This window comes from Bartonella sp. CR84HXZ (genome assembly GCF_042194535.1).
GTDB lineage: Bacteria > Pseudomonadota > Alphaproteobacteria > Rhizobiales > Rhizobiaceae > Bartonella > Bartonella grahamii.
In genome coordinates, this window is sequence record NZ_JBHIMY010000050.1 from 1 (window position 1) to 3,713 (window position 3,713).

At 44.1% G+C, this 3,713-nt stretch carries 5 protein-coding genes and 1 pseudogene; all 6 read left to right on the top strand.

Translation table 11 applies throughout. The features are described from left to right. Positions 1-221, top strand: a pseudogene (locus ACFIKD_RS09025) (hypothetical protein); the annotation flags it as partial. Positions 222-342: 121 nt separating this feature from the next. Next, positions 343-891, top strand: coding sequence for a hypothetical protein (locus ACFIKD_RS09030; RefSeq protein ID WP_375647835.1), 549 nt, complete (start codon positions 343-345; stop codon positions 889-891). After that, positions 872-1,561 carry a phage baseplate assembly protein V gene (locus tag ACFIKD_RS09035; RefSeq protein ID WP_375647836.1) on the top strand — a complete coding sequence of 230 codons (690 nt, stop codon included), beginning with the start codon at positions 872-874 and terminating at the stop codon, positions 1,559-1,561. Before ACFIKD_RS09030 ends, ACFIKD_RS09035 begins: the two co-directional genes overlap by 20 nt. After that, positions 1,558-1,899: a GPW/gp25 family protein gene (locus ACFIKD_RS09040; protein WP_208438644.1), complete on the top strand. Its 342-nt coding sequence runs from the start codon at positions 1,558-1,560 to the stop codon at positions 1,897-1,899. The genes ACFIKD_RS09035 and ACFIKD_RS09040 overlap by 4 nt, the downstream gene beginning before the upstream one ends. Beyond that, a complete protein-coding gene (locus ACFIKD_RS09045) occupies positions 1,896-2,723 on the top strand; it encodes a baseplate J/gp47 family protein (RefSeq protein WP_375647837.1) in 828 nt (275 codons plus the stop codon). The genes ACFIKD_RS09040 and ACFIKD_RS09045 overlap by 4 nt, the downstream gene beginning before the upstream one ends. Beyond that, on the top strand, positions 2,723-3,713 hold a 991-nt coding region (locus ACFIKD_RS09050), incomplete at its 3' end, for a phage tail protein (RefSeq protein WP_375647839.1). The genes ACFIKD_RS09045 and ACFIKD_RS09050, both read left to right, overlap by 1 nt.

A 3,713-nucleotide genomic window follows, 5' to 3' on the forward strand; every position in this document is an offset into this window, starting at 1 on the left:
AATCGGACGCTGGTGGCAGAATCCCTACCGCAATTGCAAGAAAGGAACTTGATCTTTGTATCAATGATATTGGGGGCTTACCACCAAACCCTCAAGATAATGTTGTAATCATTTCCCCTGAAAACAACAACGCCCCCTCTCAAGAGCACTTCGTGATCACAGATGTCCAAGCCTCAGAATCCGGTATGTATAAGCTTATCTTGCGGGAGATAAAACAATGAGGCATCTTTTTCTAACTCACCGTAAAACAGCATTTTGATTATCCGTTACACTGTAAAACCTCATCCTTTAGGGCGAAGAGGAAGTCAAAGTAAAGACGGCGTCAACTAAACAGGAGCTCTCATGCATCCGAGAGAAACGATAAGGGAAAGCTTTGTTGCTTTGATAAAGGCAGCAAAGACGGCAGCTGGTGACAATGTTTTCAATATGCGTGATTTCAACTTTTCCCCTGAGAACACGCCTGCAATTAATATCTCAACACAAAGTGAAACAATTGAAGATGGCTATGATTATGGAATAAGGCGGCGTGTTTTAACGCTAGATGTTGAATGTTATGCAACATGTGAAGATGGAGCACGTTTTGTAGACCAACTAGCATGGCAAGTTGAGGAGGTTTTCTACGCTAATCCCAATCTCAACAACACAGTTGAGACATGCCGCCTGCAAAATATTGCTTTTGCCTTTGGAGATAATGGCGCCCTAGCGCTCCATGGTGCAATTTTAACCTTTGAAGTCATTTATGTGACAAATATCCCCAACATGGATGAAGAAGAAGGCAGTGTAACAGCAAGACTCGTTGAACCTTTCTTAAGCTTTGAACCAGAAACAGGCGTGAGAAATAAAGATAAATACCATAAAATTGAAGGTGGACATGTTAGAGCGGCGCGATAAAGAAATCACCGATCTAAAAAGACGTGTGGCCAATATGGTTGTGGTGGGGAAGATTAGCCATGTCGACCATAAAAACGCACGCTATCGGGTAAAAAGTGGCAATCTCATCAGTGACTGGATTCCAGACACACAAGCCCGCGCCGGTAAAACACGCTCTTATGAAGGGCGTGATGTTGGAGAGCAAGTGATTGTTGTTTCATCATCAGGGGATTTGTCACAAGGGGTGATTGTTGGTTCACTTCACACCGATGCTAATCAAGCAGCCGATAAAGGCAGCATTCACCGAACTATATACCCTGATGGAACCAGCCTTGAATATGATGATGAACAAAACACTTATGGAATTCATATCAAATCAGGGGGAAAATTTATCCTGACAATCGCTGATGGTGTGTCACTAAAAGGTGATGGGGGCAAGCTAGAGCTTACCGCACCGGAAGGCATAAAGATTGTTTCAGAAAGCGATATAAATTTAAACGCAAAAGGCAACATCTCTTTGAAGGCAGGTGGTAGCGTTTCACTGAATTCGAATGATAGTCTCTCTCTTCATTCTGGAAATAATGTTTCCATTCATTCAAGTGGACTAAAGCATAACGGCACAAATATTGGAAACAGCCATGTTCATGGTGGTGTTTCCCCTGGTGGTTCTATGACAGGAGGTCCCAATTGAACAGTGGAATGGACCGTACAACGGGAAAGTCATTGACCGGCATTGATCATTTACGCCAATCAATCCTTGATATTTTGTCAACGCGGATTGGTTCGCGTGTAATGCGTCGTGATTATGGTTCACGTGTTGCTGAACTCATTGATGCACCGGTTAATAATGCTTTTGCTGTTGCTCTTTATGCTGCTGTTGCTGAGGCTTTAGACAAGTGGGAACCGCGTTTTAAATTGAAAAAAATTGATTTTAAATGGAGTGAGGCTGGACAAGTTTCTTTGTCCTTTGAAGGCATTTATTTGCCATCCGGCAAGCCCATTACCATGGAAGGATTATTGATAAAATGAATGGAGTACTTGCAAAACCCGAAATCATCACAGAACTTTCTTTTGAGGAAATACGCGCTGCTGCTCTTGCCCATTTAAAAGAGCTTTTGCCTGAATATACCGTTCTTGAAAGTGATCCGGCTGTAAAAGTCATTGAGGCTTTTAGCTATCGAGAACTGCTTTTAAGACAGCGTATTAACGAAGCGGCACGCAACAACATTCTTGATTTTGCAACCGGTGAATCTCTTGATGCTTTGGGAAACTGGCATGGTCTTGCCCGCATGGAGGGTGAAAGTGATGAGAGATATCGTGAACGCATAGAGCTTCATGCCCGTGGTGGCAATGGTAGCGGGACAGAACCCTATTACAAGCTTATAGCCTTAACAGCAGATAGTCGTGTTAAGGATGCGATTGTTTACCGTAAAGGCAAAGACCCAACCATCTATGTTGCTCTTTTTGGTAACAATGAAGAAGGAACGGCATCTGAAGATCTCATACAAACAGTCTCAGAAGCTCTGCACAGAAAAAATATTATCATGACCAATGATACAATCATTGTTCACGCTGCTGTCAAAAAAGTGCTGGATTTAGAAGCAGATGTTTGGCTGTTACCAGAAACATCTTTGAAAATTCTTACAACAATGGAAACAAATTTAAGAGCAGCATGGAGACAAGAACAAGCCATTGGTCGTGAATTAAGTTTGTCGTGGTGGATTTCAAAACTAATGATTTCTGGTGTCCAAAAAGTCATTGCCATTACACCAACACAAGACAGTACGGTTTGTGATGAAGAAGTTTTATCGATTGGAAAAATCACCTTAAACTTCAAAGGGCGTGCGCGCTAATGGTTGGTTCCCTCCTTCCCACAAACGCGACAGAATTTGAAAAGCGCCTTGCCGATGTTTGCGATTTTCATCAAGATATTGATGGTTCTGTTTTGGGGATTTTACGCGCAAAACTGATCACACGCCCTCCCCGTTTCTTACCGTGGCTCATTGAAGAATACGGGCTTGGAGAGCTTACGCCTTATGTTCCAAACCTCTATGATTTGATTGATCAAGGGCTTCAATGGCAGCGGATACGTGGCTCACTTGCAGCAATAGAGATGGGGCTTGAATGGCTAGGGATTTCGGCACGCTTTCAACCCGCATGGACGGGGCGGGCATGGTGGAATTCCTTTCAACTTGATTTTGATCAGTTGCCTGAACGGAAAAGCCTTGAAGCCATTGAAGCAATCACAGATCTTTCCAAAAGTTTGCGCTCTGATTTTCGTCGAGGGACCTATGGTTATGATGTGCAAGCTGTTGAATGCAATATGTCCCGCCTTGATGACAGCATGTTGGAGTATGAAAGCGGTGTTCGCTTAACAGCTGGGGGCACTTTGTTTTCCTTTGGGCGCACAACAGAGATCAATCACACGCTCACAAGAGAAGAAGGCAGGCTTATTGGTAATTGGATAGATGATGGGGATGAAGAGTTAAGCTGGGACCAAATCGATTACCCATGGGACATGGCAAATTTTCCGTGGTGTTCGGTCAAAAAACATGAACGCGATATGCTGATGGCAGAGTGGTTTCATGGTCGCACGCTTTATCTCGTGTTAAGAGACAGCCAAGATGGCGTGATTGGGTATCAAAGATGCTATGCTGTAGCGCCTGTCGAACAGGCTTTGGAGGGGGTTTATAACCATTCAAGCGGCAGATTCCAGCCCTCCCCGAGAGGCACGGCGCTTCTTGTTGCAGCCCGCACAGACTTTTGCGATGTTGACGGCAAACAAGCAGCATTTGTTTCCATTCTCGTTCACGCTACCCCCGCAGAAAACATAGCGGTTGGCA

Coding starts and splice junctions, on each gene's coding strand:
- ACFIKD_RS09030 (WP_375647835.1), top strand. CDS start 343: ATGCATCCGAGAGAAACGATAAGGGAAAGCTTTGTTGCTTTGATAAAG.
- ACFIKD_RS09035 (WP_375647836.1), top strand. CDS start 872: ATGTTAGAGCGGCGCGATAAAGAAATCACCGATCTAAAAAGACGTGTG.
- ACFIKD_RS09045 (WP_375647837.1), top strand. CDS start 1,896: ATGAATGGAGTACTTGCAAAACCCGAAATCATCACAGAACTTTCTTTT.